At 68.7% G+C, this 12,396-nt stretch carries 13 protein-coding genes; 2 read left to right on the forward strand and 11 right to left on the reverse strand.

Going from position 1 to position 12,396, the window contains the following annotated elements; genetic code table 11:
* Window position 1 precedes the first annotated feature (1 nt).
* The 8 genes from O9344_RS04810 to O9344_RS04845 all read right to left on the reverse strand — a co-directional run bounded on the left by O9344_RS04810 (window position 2) and on the right by O9344_RS04845 (window position 7,360).
* Window positions 2-778, reverse strand: coding sequence for an SDR family oxidoreductase (locus O9344_RS04810; RefSeq protein WP_298473505.1), 777 nt, complete (start codon window positions 776-778; stop codon window positions 2-4).
* A 96-nt stretch (window positions 779-874) separates the two neighbouring features.
* Window positions 875-1,654: an ABC transporter ATP-binding protein gene (locus tag O9344_RS04815; protein ID WP_298473507.1), complete on the reverse strand. Its 780-nt coding sequence runs from the start codon at window positions 1,652-1,654 to the stop codon at window positions 875-877.
* Window positions 1,647-2,498 carry an ABC transporter permease gene (locus tag O9344_RS04820; RefSeq protein WP_298473510.1) on the reverse strand — a complete coding sequence of 284 codons (852 nt, stop codon included), beginning with the start codon at window positions 2,496-2,498 and terminating at the stop codon, window positions 1,647-1,649. Before O9344_RS04820 ends, O9344_RS04815 begins: the two co-directional genes overlap by 8 nt.
* Window positions 2,499-2,565: 67 nt before the next feature.
* Window positions 2,566-3,522 (reverse strand): NrtA/SsuA/CpmA family ABC transporter substrate-binding protein, encoded by a 957-nt coding sequence (locus O9344_RS04825; RefSeq protein ID WP_298473513.1) that lies wholly within the window; start codon window positions 3,520-3,522, stop codon window positions 2,566-2,568.
* 85 nt (window positions 3,523-3,607) lie between these two features.
* Complete coding sequence (locus O9344_RS04830) at window positions 3,608-4,018, reverse strand: hypothetical protein (protein ID WP_298473516.1); 411 nt, start codon at window positions 4,016-4,018, stop codon at window positions 3,608-3,610.
* A 40-nt stretch (window positions 4,019-4,058) separates the two neighbouring features.
* A complete protein-coding gene (gene atzF / locus O9344_RS04835) occupies window positions 4,059-5,438 on the reverse strand; it encodes an allophanate hydrolase (protein WP_298473519.1) in 1,380 nt (459 codons plus the stop codon).
* Between the two features lie 228 nt (window positions 5,439-5,666).
* Complete coding sequence (locus tag O9344_RS04840) at window positions 5,667-6,362, reverse strand: GntR family transcriptional regulator (RefSeq protein WP_298473522.1); 696 nt, start codon at window positions 6,360-6,362, stop codon at window positions 5,667-5,669.
* A gap of 8 nt (window positions 6,363-6,370) precedes the next feature.
* Window positions 6,371-7,360, reverse strand: coding sequence for a DUF2125 domain-containing protein (locus tag O9344_RS04845; protein WP_298473525.1), 990 nt, complete (start codon window positions 7,358-7,360; stop codon window positions 6,371-6,373).
* Window positions 7,361-7,444: 84 nt separating this feature from the next.
* Here O9344_RS04845 and O9344_RS04850 point away from each other — a divergent pair, with 84 nt between their 5' ends.
* Window positions 7,445-7,978, forward strand: coding sequence for a gamma-glutamylcyclotransferase (locus O9344_RS04850; RefSeq protein WP_298473528.1), 534 nt, complete (start codon window positions 7,445-7,447; stop codon window positions 7,976-7,978).
* On the opposite strand, the gene O9344_RS04855 is transcribed toward O9344_RS04850, so the two are convergent.
* The 3 genes from O9344_RS04855 to ubiG all read right to left on the reverse strand — a co-directional run bounded on the left by O9344_RS04855 (window position 7,979) and on the right by ubiG (window position 11,028).
* Window positions 7,979-9,217: a ubiquinone biosynthesis hydroxylase gene (locus tag O9344_RS04855; protein WP_298473530.1), complete on the reverse strand. Its 1,239-nt coding sequence runs from the start codon at window positions 9,215-9,217 to the stop codon at window positions 7,979-7,981. It lies immediately after the preceding gene.
* 219 nt (window positions 9,218-9,436) lie between these two features.
* The gene (locus tag O9344_RS04860) at window positions 9,437-9,652 is read right to left on the reverse strand and encodes a cold-shock protein (protein WP_108178899.1); all 216 of its coding nucleotides are present in this window, start codon (window positions 9,650-9,652) and stop codon (window positions 9,437-9,439) included.
* A gap of 560 nt (window positions 9,653-10,212) precedes the next feature.
* Window positions 10,213-11,028: a bifunctional 2-polyprenyl-6-hydroxyphenol methylase/3-demethylubiquinol 3-O-methyltransferase UbiG gene (ubiG, locus tag O9344_RS04865; RefSeq protein WP_298473533.1), complete on the reverse strand. Its 816-nt coding sequence runs from the start codon at window positions 11,026-11,028 to the stop codon at window positions 10,213-10,215.
* Between the two features lie 126 nt (window positions 11,029-11,154).
* On the opposite strand from ubiG, the gene O9344_RS04870 reads away from it, so the two are divergent.
* Window positions 11,155-12,393 (forward strand): aspartate kinase, encoded by a 1,239-nt coding sequence (locus tag O9344_RS04870; protein WP_298473536.1) that lies wholly within the window; start codon window positions 11,155-11,157, stop codon window positions 12,391-12,393.
* Window positions 12,394-12,396: the final 3 nt, after the last annotated feature.

Here is a 12,396-nt window from a genome sequence, read left to right on the forward strand (position 1 = left end):
ATCAGACGGCGCACATGCCGCCGTCGACGCTGTAGATGCCGCCGTGGCAATAGCCGGCGGCATCCGATGACAGGAAGGCCACGAGCTCGGCCACCTCCTCCACGCGCCCGTAGCGCTGCTGCGGCACCATGGCCGCGACGGCGGCATGGGCCGCCGCCGCATCGGGGCTCTGCCCGGCATTGATCGAATCCATCATCCGGCTCTCGATCGGCCCGGGATTGACCGAGAGGACGCGCACGCCGCGTGGGCCGGCCTCCGCCGCCACCGAACGGGTGATGCCGATGACCGCATGTTTCGACGCGGTATAGGCGGACAGGCCCGGCGTGCCCTTGAGGCCGGCGATGCTCGACATGTTGACGATGCAGCCCGAGCCTTGGGCGTACATCACCGGCAGCACGTGCTTCAGCCCGAGGAAGACGCCGATCACATTGATGTCGATGACGGCCCGGAAGGCGTCGAGCGGATAGTCCTCGACCGGCTTCACCATTCCCTCGACCCCCGCATTGTTGACGAAGATGTCGATGCGCCCGAAGGCCTTCACCGCCGCCGCTGCATAGGCCGCGACGTCGCGCTCCGTGCGGACATCCGCGGTGACGGGTGCGCATCGCGCGTCGGGAGGGAGGGCGGCGGCGAGCCCCGTGAGGTCCGATCCGTCCCGATCGACGGCAACGATCGCCGCGCCGCGATCGGCCATCAGGATGGCGGTGGCGCGGCCAATGGCACCGGCGGCGCCGGTGATGAGCGCGACCTTGCCCTGCAATGACGTGCGTTCGGCCATGGAACCCTCCAGCGTGCCGGCGTGATGATGCCGGAACGCTAGGGGGTCTCGGGGCTCTCCGCCTTGCGCGAGAGCAAGGCCGGCGTCACACCTCTGTCACGCCGCCTTCTTGCCGTGGTGGCTGTGCAGCTTGGCGCCGAGCACGCGGCGGACCTCGTTGAACTCCGGGCTCGCGACATCGCGCGGCCGCGGCAGGATCAGCGGGTTGTCGCTCTCGATCCGCCCGGGTCCCGGCGTCATCACCACCACGCGGTCGGCGAGGAAGATCGCCTCCTCGATGGAATGGGTCACGAACACCACCGTCAGCCCGGTGCGCTGCCAGATGTCGAGGAGCTCGTCCTGCAGGCGCTCACGCGTCATGGCATCGAGCGCGCCGAAGGGCTCGTCCATCAGCACGATCTCGGCGTCATTGGCCAGCACCCGCGCGATGGCGACGCGCTGCTTCATGCCGCCGGAGAGCTGGTGCGGATAGGCATTGGCGAATTTGGTGAGGCCGACGAGCTCGATGAACTTGTCGACCGTCTCCTTCACCACCGGCTTCGCAAGGCCGCGGGAGGCGGGGCCGAAGCCGATATTGTCGCGCACCGACAGCCAGGGAAACAGCGCATAGTCCTGGAAGACCATGCCGCGGGTCGGGTCGGGCCCGGCGATCGGCGTGCCCCACATCAGCGCTTTGCCGCTGGTCGGCTGCTCGAAGCCGGCGATGATGCGGAGCAATGTGGACTTGCCGCAGCCCGACGCGCCGATCAGGCAGACGAACTCGCCCTTGCGGATGGTGATGTTGGCATCGTGCAGGGCGTTGATCGTCTGGTCCTGCAGTTTGAAGACCTTGGAGACCTGCTTGATCTCGATGATCGGCGTTTTCGACTCAGCCATGGTGGGTCGGGCTCCACTTGAGCATGCGGTTGCCGATCATCACGACGATGCGGTCTGAGATGTAGCCGGCAATGCCGATGATGATCATGCCGCAGATGACGAGTTCGGTGCGGGAGAGCGTCCGTCCATCCATGATGACGGCGCCGAGGCCCTGCGGCACGCCGGTCATCTCGCCGACGACGATGACGAACCAGGCGAGGCCGAGGCCAAGGCGAAGGCCGGTGAAGATGGAGGGCAGGGCAGCCGGCAGCACCACCTTGTAGAACTGGGCATTGCCCTGGCAGCCCAGCATCGAGGCGGCCTCGAACAGCTTGGGGTCCACCGAGCGCACGCCGAAGATCGTGTTGAGCAGGATCGGATAAAAGGCGCCGAGGCAGACGAGGGCGAAGGCCGAGCGCGGCCCGAGCCCGAACAGGATCATCGACAGCGGCAGCCAGGCGGTGACCGGAATGGGGCGCATCACCTGGAGGAAGGGGTCGAGCACCATCCGCGCGGTGGGGATGCGTCCGATCATCAGCCCGAGCGGCAGGGCGAAGAGCGCGGCAAGGGCGAAGCCGCCATAGACACGGCCCATCGAGGCGAGGAGATGGGTGACGAGGGTTGCCGAGAAGGCGTCGTCATAAATGCCGCCGACGGCGAAATCGATCATGTACTCGCCGACCTCGTAGGGGGTCGGGATCAGCCGCGTCCAGCGACGCGTCGTGGCGATGTGCCAGAACAGCAGCAACAGGCCCGGCACGATGAGCGCCAGGACCGTCGGCTTCAGCCGCTCCCAGGGCGATTTCCCCACCGGCTTGTCCAGCGTCACCGCCGCCGGTGGCGGCGCGGTCTCGACCATCGCCATGTCGTTGGTCCTCCTGTCGGAAAGCGGTGGCCGTCCGCTCAGGAGCGGACGGCCGGGTTCAGCGCCGTCAGGCGGTGGCGACCTGGTTCGAGAAGGTCGGGTTCAGGAACTTGTCGAAGTCCGGCAGCTGGCGGATCTGGCGCAGCGACAGCATCTGCTCGGCATAGGTCTTGGCCTGCTTGAGCACCGTGTCGTCGAGCTTCCAGGCATACTCGACATTGTTGGCGCCGAGCGCATGATCGACGGCTGCGCGGTTGGCGCCGAGGCGCTGCACCGTCATCTCCGCCACGGCAGGCTTGTTGGCGAGCATGAACTCGACCGCCTTGCGATGGATCGTCAGCGCGTCGCGCACCAGGGCCGGCCTGCCGGACACCGTGTCCTCATGGGTGGCGAAGACCATGTTCAGGCCGCCCATGGCAGTGCCATAGGGATACTCGACCAGCTGGCCGACGCCCGAGGAGATGGACAGGCCCGGGCCCGGCTCGGCGCCGACATAGGCGTCGATGTCGCCGCGCGACAGCATGGCGTGCATCTCGCCGAAGGGCACGCGCACCGCGGTCACGTCGCGGATCGACAGGCCCTCCATGCGCAGGCGCTCCATGATGAAGACCTCCTGGGTGGAGCCCGGCCAGATGCCGACGCGCTTGCCCTTGAGATCCTTCACCGTCTTGACGTCGGAGCCGGCCTTCGAGACGACGCCCATGCCCTTGTTGGAGAAGGCGCCGACCACCACGACGGGCTCGCCCGCCGCCCGGCCGAGCGTCGCCGCGGCGATGCCGAAGGCGCCGAAATCGACCGACTTGGTGACGACGGCGTTCTTGCCGTCGGTGGGTGAGTCGAAGGTGATGATCTCGATCTTGGTCCCGGCCGGCGCGAAGCGCTCATAGAAATGCGGCGGCATGGAATGGATGAGCCTCAGCGAGCCCATCTTGATGGTGCGCTCCTGGGCGCGCAGCACGGAAGGGGCCGAGAGCGCGCCGGCGGCAAGGCCTGCGCCCATGAGGAAGTGGCGACGAAGGATCATGACATTGCTCCTGTGGAAGGGGTGCGGGTTGGCTCCCGGTCGTGTGTGTGGGCCGCCGGCCACCCGGGCCGCCGGCCGTGAATGCTCATGCGGCCCGGCCGGCGAGCGCCGCCATATAGGCGCGCCAGCCGCCATGGGCGGTGATCTCCTCGGCCCCGGAGAGGCCCTCGGGCTCAACGAGAAAGCCCTTGGGACGCGTGCCGTCGGCAAGGCGCAGCGTGCCAATACCGAGGGGCGAGGGGATGCCGTCGACGAAGGTGCCGAAGCCTTCCGCAGGAAGGGCCCAGACCTCGCAGGCAATGGCCGCGCCGGTGCCGTCGGCGACGCGGATGAGGCCCGGCCGCTTCGGCGGTCCGCCGGCAAGCGCGTAGAAGCGGTAGTCCGCCGTCGTCATCGACGCCCGGCGGAAGACGCCGCCGCGGCTCGTCAGCTCGCCGTTGAGCGGCATGCCGGACAGGTGGGCGCCGACAACGACGATCTCGATCAGGTCGCTCAAGGCTGCCTCCGGTGATGGGCGGGACGGATCATGGCGTGGCTCATGCAGCGGCCGTCGCGGGCTGACGGCGGCGGTCTCCCGCCGATGCCATGAAGGCAGCGCCGAGCCTGGCCAGCGCCGCATCGGCGCCGCGCGGGCCGATCAGCGTGATGCCGGCGGGCAGGCCGTCGGCGCGGAACGGGCCGGGCACGGCGAGGGCCGAAAGGTCCAGCAGGTTGACGAAATTGGTGTAGGTGCCGAGCCGGCTGTTCGGGCCGATCGGATCGGCGGCGAGATCCGCGAGGCTGGGGAAGATGGGGGCTGTCGGCACGGCGATGACGTCGACACTGTCCCACACCGTGTCGCAGACCCGCCGGAGCTCGGCGAGCCGGTAGAGCCCCTCGAAAGCGTCGGTGGCGGAGAAGCGCTCGGCAGCGCCGACGATCTGCCGCGTCACCGGATGGACGTCGCCCGCGTTGGTGGCGAGGAAGGCGCGCATGGCGGCGTGCCGCTCGGCAACCCAGGGGCCTTCATAGAGCAGCTTCGCCACCGCGAAGAAGGGCGTCAGGTCGACGTCCACGGTCGCGCTGGCGAGCGGCCTGACGAGGCCGAGCGCCGCGTCATAGGCGCCTGCCATGGCGCCGTCGCCGAAGAACAGCCGGTCGGCCATGCGCGGCAGGCCGAGCCGGGTGAGCGGCGCCGCGGTCGCGGGATCGTCGGCGACGATGGGCCGTGAGAAGGCGTCTTCGGCGTCGTAGCCGCGCATCACCGCATAGGCGAGAAAGGCATCGGCGGTGTCATGGGCGAAGACCGAGACGCAGTCGAGCGTCCGGCAGGCCGGCAGCACGCCGCGCGTCGAGATCGCCCCGACCGAGGGCTTCAGGCCGACGAGATCGTTGAGCCCGGCCGGCACGCGGCCCGATCCCGCCGTGTCGGTGCCGAGTGACAGCGGCACGATGCCCTGGGCGACGGCAACCGCCGAGCCCGAACTCGAGCCGCCGGGTACGCGGGCGGGATCGAAGGCGTTGCGCGGCACCGGATAGGGCGAGCGCACGCCGACAAGGCCGGTGGCGAACTGGTCGAGATTGGTCTTGCCGATGACGATGGCACCCGCGGCCACCAGCTTCTCCACCGCCGTCGCCGAACGCTGCGGGACGAAGGCAAAGGCCGGGCAGGCGGCGGTGGTCGGCAGGCCGGCCACGTCGATATTGTCCTTCACTGCGACCGGGATGCCCCAGAGCGGATAGCGGACCGGATCGAAGGCCGGCAGGCGCGACGCCTCCGCCACCACGTCGGCTTCAGGTCGCAGATGGATGAAGATGCCGGGATCGTCGACGGCGGCGATGCGCGCGTAAACGCTGCCCATGACCGCGGCGACGGAAGTGCCACGGCGATAGGCGTCATGAAGGGAGGCGACCGTCGGTGCTGCTGGCGAAGGCATGATCCTGCTCGTGCTGGACCCTGTCTCGCAACGCTCGTGCCAAGGCGCGCGGGCCGGCGCCTCAGGCCGCTTCGGCCAGAGTGCCAGCGAGCGTCATCCTTGCAGGTCATTGAAAATGCGGAGAAAAGACTGCCCCGTCGTGGCGGCAAGCATCAGAGCCACAAGCCGAGAGATTGTATGCAATACGTCAGATAGTCCACAAGAATGCTCACAAAATAGGCAAATGCCTCAGGCTGGGCCTTGGGCGACGATCGTCTCCCAGGCGCGGGCGGACAGGCCGATATGGTCGCGCATGGCGGCGGCGGCGCGCTCCGCGTCCCCCCGCTGGATCGCCTGCACCACCTGGTCGTGCTCGTGGTGCGAGCGGGCCAGCCGGTCGCGCCCCTCGAACTGTGCGCGCCGGAACGGTGCCAGGCGCCGCCGCGTCGCCGAGGCCATCTCGGCGAGATAGCTGTTGTGCGAGCCGCGATAGATGGTGACGTGGAAGGTGATATTGGCAGCGCTATAGGCGTCGAGGTCGCCGTCATGGACGAGCCGCGCCATGGACCGGTGCAACTCGTCCAGGCCGGCGCGTTCGGCGCGGTCCATCTTCACCGCGCAGAGTCCGGCCGCGACGCTCTCGAGCTCGCCCATCACCGCGAACATGTCGCGCAACTGGGCATGGTCGGGCTTGGCGACCACGGCGCCACGATGCGGCCGGATGTCGACGAGCCCGGAGGAGGAGAGCTGCCGCAGCGCCTCGCGGACCGGCGTGCGCGATACCGAAAATTCCGCCGCGATCTGCGCCTCGTCGAGCGGCGCGCCGGGCAGCAGACGGCCGGAGACGATGGCCTCGGCGAGCCGGGTTTGCAGCTCTTCGGAGCGCGTGTTGCGGCCATTGCCGGTGGCGCGGCGGCTGGCCATGTCGCGCGACGGTGCGGTCATCGGTGCCATCAGGGCAACAGCGAGGGCAGGCCGATGCGCAGCGGCCCGATCTGCAGCCGCCCGTCGGTGGCGCGCAGGGTGAAGAGCCGGCCCTGGCGGCCTTCGACCTCGGACGGTCGGCTGGCCATGGTGATGGCGCCGGCGGCGAGGGGCCCGAGATTGGCGGTCAGGCCCGTCGCCTGCAGCACCTGTTCGAGATTGGCGGCGCGCAGCTCGATCTCGCCCTCGGGCCGGCCCTCCGGCGTCAGCCGCACAGTACCCTTGGCCACGGCGAGGGCCTGGCCCTGGACGAGGCGCAGCAGCACGAGTTCGACCGCGCCGCCCGCCGCCACCCACTGGCGCAGCGGCAGGGGCTGCGGCCGGCTGGCATTGCGCAGCAGCTTGCGGGCGACGAACTGGATCTCGGCATCGACCGGCGCCATGGGGCGCAGCCCGAAACTCGCGGCGTTGAACTTCGCCACCACGTCGACGCTGACGGGATCGCCGCGGTTCGGGCGGGTGTGGAATTCGGCCCGCGGGGTCTTCACCAGCACCGTGCCGTCGCGCACCACTTCGAGGTCGTCGATGACGACGCTGGAACTGTCATAGCCGCCGATGGCGAGCTGGGCCGAGGCCTGGGCGAGGCGCCAGGTGGCCTGGGTGACGGAGGGGTCGCCCTCGGTCACCACCGTCATCGGGCCGGTCCATTCGGAAATGACGTGTCCGGGGCTCCAGATCTGCGAGACCACCTTCAGCCGCTCGAAGCGATAGGTCTGGTAGGGCCTCGCCTCGTCGCGCAGCTCCACCGTCGGCTTCGTGCAGGTGATCTCCATGCGGAACGGATAGCCGCCGCCGCTGCGCTCGCCGCAGGTGATGACGCGGCCATTGGCGGCCTCGGCGGTGAGCCAGCGCTGGATGGCGTCCTCGGCGCGTCCGGCACCCCAGGACCACACGGCGCTCCAGGCACCGATGGCGAGGGCGACGATGACCACGGGAATCGCGAAGGTCCTGAAACGCATGGGGCTCCGTCCGGAAGGCTGCTTGCGCGGGCAGGGCCGCGTCTATAGCAGAACCGCTGCGCCCCGTCCCTCCTGGCACATGGCATGGAACAGCAATCCGGCGATCTCTGGGTGTTCGGCTACGGCTCGCTGATGTGGCGACCGGGCTTCGATTGCGTCGAGCGCTGGCCCGCCCGCCTGATCGGCCTGCACCGCTCGCTCTGCGTCTATTCGCACCATCACCGCGGCACGCCGGAAAAGCCGGGCCTGGTTCTCGGCCTCGACCGCGGCGGGGCCTGCCGCGGCATGGCCTTCCGCGTCGCGGCGGCGTACGCCGAGGCGACCATCGCCTATCTGCGCGAGCGCGAGCAGGTGACCTCGGTCTACATCGAAGCCTGGCGCAACGTGACGCTGGAGCGGCCCGACGGCGCGCGTGTCCGGGCGCTGACCTATCTCGTCGACCGCGGCCATCCCCAATATGCCGGCCGCCTCGACCGCGAACGGCAATTGCACATGGTCCGCCAGGGCCACGGCCATTCCGGCGCCAATCCGGATTATGTCGTCAACACGGTGAAGGCCATTGAGGAGCTCGGCTTCCGCGACGCCGACCTCCACTGGCTCGCCGCACAGCTCCGCTGATCAGGGCAGCTGGCCGCGCAGCAGCTTCGGCACGTCGCCGACGATGCCGGCCGCCTGGCGCATGAAGAAGCCCTTGAGGGCCGGCATGCGGTCGACGAGGCCGAGGCCGAGATCGCGCACGACGCGCAGCGGCTGCGAGCCGTTGGAGAACAGGCGGTTGAGCCCGTCCGTCGTCGCGCCCATCAGCGTCGTGTCAAAGCGCCGCCAGCGCTGGTAGCGGGCGAGCACATCCGCGGCACCATGGTCGAGGCCGAGCCGGGCCGCATCGGCGACGCATTCGACCAGGGCCGCCACGTCGCGGAAACCCATATTGATGCCCTGGCCGGCAATGGGGTGGATGACGTGGGCGGCATCGCCCACCAGCGCGAGGCGCGGGCCCACGAAGTCGCGCGCCACCTGCAGCTTCAGCGGATAGGCGGCGGGCCTGTCGAGGACGGTGACCGTGCCGAGCTTGTGGCCGAAGCGGCTTTCCAGCTCGTCCTGGAAGAGTTCGCGTGGCAGGCGGCAGAGCCGCTCCGCGCGGCCGGTCTCCTCGGTCCAGACGATGGAGGACCGGCGGCCGGTCAGCGGCAGCACGGCGAAGGGGCCGGCGGGGAGGAAATGCTCCTCTGCCCGGCCCTCATGGTCGTTTTCGTGGGACACGGTGCAGACGACGCCGGACTGGCCATAGTCCCAGCCGACCGTTCGGATGCCCGCCATCTCGCGAATGCGGGAGCGGCCTCCATCGCAGGCGACGAGCAGCGGCGTCTCGATCACCGCGCCATTGGCAAGCGTGACGCGGGTGGTGCCAGCCTCTGCCTCGAAGCCGGTCACCGTCGAGGCGATCATGCCGACGCCGAGGTCGCGGGCGCGTTCCCACAGCGCGACGGTGACGGTGGCGTTCGGCGCCATGTGGGCGAAGGGTTCGCCCGGTGCGATCTCTCCGGCGAAGGTGAGGAACACGGGCCGGACCACGTCCATGGTGCGGCTGTCGGTGACGACCATGTCGAGGATCGGCTGGGCCTCGGGGGCGATGGCGTCCCAGACGCCGGTCGCCTCGAACATCCGGCGCGCCGCGGCGGCGAAGGCCGATGCCCGGCCCTGGTCGGCGGGCGGCGCGGCGATGGCGGGATCGACGATATGGACGGCAAAGCCGCGCCCCAGCGCCGTCTTGAAGGCGACGGCCAGCGACAGACCGGCGAGGCCTCCGCCGGCGATCAGGACGGAGGTGCGCTCAGCGGCGGAAACGGGTTCGGTCATGGCGGCAATCTAGCCCAGCCGGCGTCAACAGGGAAATCGGACGCGGCGGGCGCGCCGCGCATCCTGTCAACGCGCCGGCGGCCCGGCTGGATCGCATCGGGCAGGGCGCGGCGAGGCCGGATCGGCGAGGACGCATGGATCGGCGGGCTTCAGGCAACGCGAGAGGCTGCCCGGACGGGATCGGTCGGGCGGTATCAGGTGGCCGTCTGGAGAGAACGATCAACCGCGAACGGCGAGGTTCACGGCCTTGGGTCCCTTGCCCCGCTTGTCGGGCTCCAGTTCGAACGACAGCTTCTGCCCTTCGGCGAGGCTCGCCAGTCCCGATCGCTGGACAGCAGAGATATGGACGAAGATGTCCTTGCCGCCGTCATCGGGTTTGATGAAGCCATAGCCTTTCTCGGTGTTGAAGAACTTGACGGTCCCCGTCATCGACATGCCGGTCAGCCTTTCCGAATGCACTGCCGGTTCCGCACGATTGCGAACCTGCTCGGGCTCCTGATCAGGAATATCCGCGATGGTTCGCCTCCCTTGCGGGACGCTGGCCGCCGCCAGATCCTTGCCGCCCGGATCTGAGAGCCGCAAGAAGCGTAGTACGGAATTTTCTGGCTGCACAGTCCCCTTCTGCTTGATTAGCAGCGGTTTCCCTGCGTCATGAAGGCCGTTCTGTTGCGCTGCAAAGAAGAGGTGGCGCAAGGCACCGGAGATATACGCCACGTTGTAACGTTTTCATCGGTCGTACAGATTGCAATCCGCTCGCCGCCGGGCGTCTTGAGGCAAATTGTCTCGCCCACGAGCCAGCTTTTCCCAGCCGCCCGGCACGTGCAGGGCGGCAGGCTGACCGGCGGTCCGGGGGTAAAGGGCTGGCGTTGCGGCGCGGCCGGGTCCTGCGCGGCCAGGGGCTGGCCCACGCTGACGACGGCGAGAAGAACGAGGGCCGCGCGACGCATGGAAGAAGGCTAGCAGGGCGGCGCGCCCTGTCCAGCGTCAGCTCGGCCTCAGCCGGCCCGGTTCGCCGTCACCATGTAATTGACCTGGAGGTCCGAAGTCTCAACCCAGCGGTCGCGCAGCACGTCGTAGCGGACGCCCTTGCGGTCGACGACGGCGAGGCCATTATCCGCCATGGCATCCGCCAGTTCTTCGGGAGTGACGAACTTGTCCCATTCGTGGGTTCCGCGCGGCAGCCAGCGCAGGATGTATTCGGCCCCGACGATGGCGAGCGCGTAGCTCTTCATGGTGCGGTTGATCGTGGCCATGACGAGAAGGCCGCCGGGCTTCACCAGCTTTGAGCAGGCGCCGACGAAGAGCGGCACGTCCGCCACGTGCTCCACCACCTCCATGGCGAGGACCACGTCGAAGCTCTCGCCGGCCGCGGCGAGTTCCTCGGCCGTTGTACAGCGATAATCAATGGTGAGCCCGGAGGTCTTGGCGTGGAGCCGCGCCGTCTCGACATTGGTGCGGGCCGGGTCGATGCCGGTGACGGTCGCGCCCATGCGCGCCAGCGGCTCGCAGAGCAGCCCGCCGCCGCAGCCGATGTCGAGGACCGACAGGCCCGAGAGGGCATCGACCGCTTCGCGCGACCGGCCGAAGGTCAGGCAGGCCTGTTCGCGGATGTGGGCGAGGCGGACGGGATTGAACTTGTGCAGGATCCCCATCTTGCCCGAGGGGTTCCACCATTCGCTGGCGAGGCGCGAGAACTTGTCGACCTCGATCGGGTCGAGCGTCGAGGTGCCGGCGGCTCCCGGCTGGGGGCCGTTCTGGCGCGTGTCCGTCTTCAGGTCGGCGTCGGTCGGTCGGGTGTCGGTCGCGGTCATCGGTGCCATGTCCCGGGGCCATCGGAAATGCCGGCGGCCTGTCCGTTGCCTTACATGCCTTCGGCCGTTATGCATACGCGCCTTTTTGACCCAAGGGGGCGCCACAGGCGCCGGATCGCTCTCACCATGCCTCGCCTCGTGATGAAGTTCGGCGGCACCTCCGTCGCCACTGTCGACCGCATCAAGAATGTCGCGCGCCATGTGAAACGCGAGGTCGAGGCCGGCTATCAGGTGGCGGTCGTCGTCTCTGCCATGTCCGGCAAGACCAATGAGCTGGTCGCCTGGTGCAAGGAAGCCGCCCCCCTCTATGACCTCGCCGAATATGACACCGTGGTCGCCTCAGGCGAGCAGGTGACGTCGGGGCTTCTTGCCGTTGTGCTCAACGCCATGGGTATCAAGGCGCGCTCCTGGCAGGGCTGGCAGATCCCGATCCTGACCGACGAGGCCCATTCGGTCGCGCGGATCGCCGAGATTCCCTCGGCCAATCTCGACGCTGCCTTCGATCAGGGCGAGGTGGCTGTCATTTCCGGCTTCCAGGGCGTCACCCGCGAGACCGGCCGCATCGCGACTCTCGGTCGCGGCGGCTCGGACACCTCGGCTGTCGCCATTGCCGCCGCCATCCGCGCCGAGCGCTGCGACATCTACACCGACGTCGACGGCGTCTACACCACCGACCCCCGCATCGTTCCGAAAGCCCGCCGCCTCGACAAGGTCGGCTTCGAGGAGATGCTGGAGATGGCGTCCCTCGGCTCCAAGGTGCTGCAGGTCCGCTCGGTCGAACTCTCGATGATCCACGGGGTGCGCACCTATGTGCGCTCGTCCTTCGACGACCCCGAGACCCCGCAACTTGGCACTCTCATCTGCGACGAGGAGGAAATCGTGGAAAAGCAGGTCGTGACCGGCATCGCCTTCTCCAAGGACGAGGCGCAGGTGAGCGTGCGCGCCGTCGCCGACAAGCCGGGCGTCGCGGCCGCCATCTTCGGTCCCCTCGCGGAGGCCAATATCAATGTCGACATGATCGTGCAGAACGTCTCGGCGGACGGCGCGACCACCGACATCACCTTCACGTGTCCTGGTGCCGATCTTGAGCGCGCCCGCCACGTCCTCATGGATGCGCGCGAGGCTGTCGGCTTCAAGTCGATCGAGACCGCGTCCGACGTGGTGAAAGTGTCCTGCATCGGCGTCGGCATGCGCTCCCATGCGGGCGTCGCTGCGCGCGCCTTCAAGGCGCTGGCGGAAAAGGGCATCAACATCCGCGCCATCACCACCTCCGAGATCAAGTTCTCTGTGCTGATCGATGCGGCCTATACCGAGCTCGCCGCCCGCACGCTCCACACGCTCTACGGCCTCGACAAGCCGAACTGAGGC

It is taken from the genome of Phreatobacter sp. (assembly GCF_027532945.1).
Lineage (GTDB): Bacteria > Pseudomonadota > Alphaproteobacteria > Rhizobiales > Phreatobacteraceae > Phreatobacter.